General features: G+C 29.7%; 2 protein-coding genes. Both read right to left on the bottom strand.

Annotated elements, in window-relative coordinates; translation table 11 throughout:
* A partial coding sequence (locus ABD734_RS07730; protein ID WP_344703112.1) for a glycosyltransferase occupies positions 1-325 on the bottom strand: 325 nt, incomplete at its 3' end.
* A 6-nt stretch (positions 326-331) separates the two neighbouring features.
* On the bottom strand, positions 332-887 hold a 556-nt coding region (locus ABD734_RS07725; RefSeq protein WP_344703110.1), incomplete at its 5' end, for an O-antigen ligase family protein.

Here is an 887-nt window from a genome sequence, read left to right as displayed (position 1 = left end):
TATTTAAAGAATAAGCAGCTATTCTTCCTAAAATACCTGCTTTTGAAGAATGTATTGCAACCAAATCAGGAGCTAACACTCTAATTTTTTTTCTTATTTTATACAAAGAAGAAATGTCTTTAATTATATTAATGGGGGTTATTAAAGAAGAAATCGGTACATACTGAATCCCTTCTTTTTCAAGTTGAGTAACAATTTCAGAATTACCAGAACTCATAACAATCACTTCATGGCCCTCTTGATGCATTGCCTTAGATAGTTCTAACACATGATTTTGCGCACCACCACGTTCATTCATATGGGTAATGAATTGAATAATTTTCATATGATTTCATCCTTTATTTTTAATATTCATCCATGGAATCGCTAAGAGAAACCATAAATGCCTCCAATGCAGAGTGTCTACAAAAAAACTATTAAAAATTATCCCAATAATACATATCGTTACTAATTTATAAAATTCTCTATATTTTTCTGGTGCTTGTCTACTTATTACAAGACTCCGTAGGAGCGTGGTAATTAAAAATAATATAATGATAAGACCACCAATAAACCCATTTTCAGTAAATACTCTGATATATAAACTGTGTGTGGATTGTTTTAAAAACTCTTCTGACTGCCCAGGACCAAAGCCTAGAGGATATAATTCTAAGTAATCTATTGCTTTTTGTTGTTCGCTAAAACGATCTTCGTCGTATGTTTGAAGAGAAGTTCTACGATTAAATAGTTCTCCAGCTTCTGTATTATTTATTAAATAATTCAGAAAAGGGACTAAAATAGCAATCAAGATTATAATTAATTTTAATTTGTTTATGTATTTACTATTAACAAATAAAATAAAAAAAGTCATTACAATAACATAATTTCCCCATGCAGCTCTTGAAAAG

This window comes from Salinicoccus jeotgali, assembly GCF_039538805.1.
Lineage (GTDB): Bacteria > Bacillota > Bacilli > Staphylococcales > Salinicoccaceae > Salinicoccus > Salinicoccus jeotgali.
This window is presented reverse-complemented; position numbering and strand designations above follow the sequence as displayed.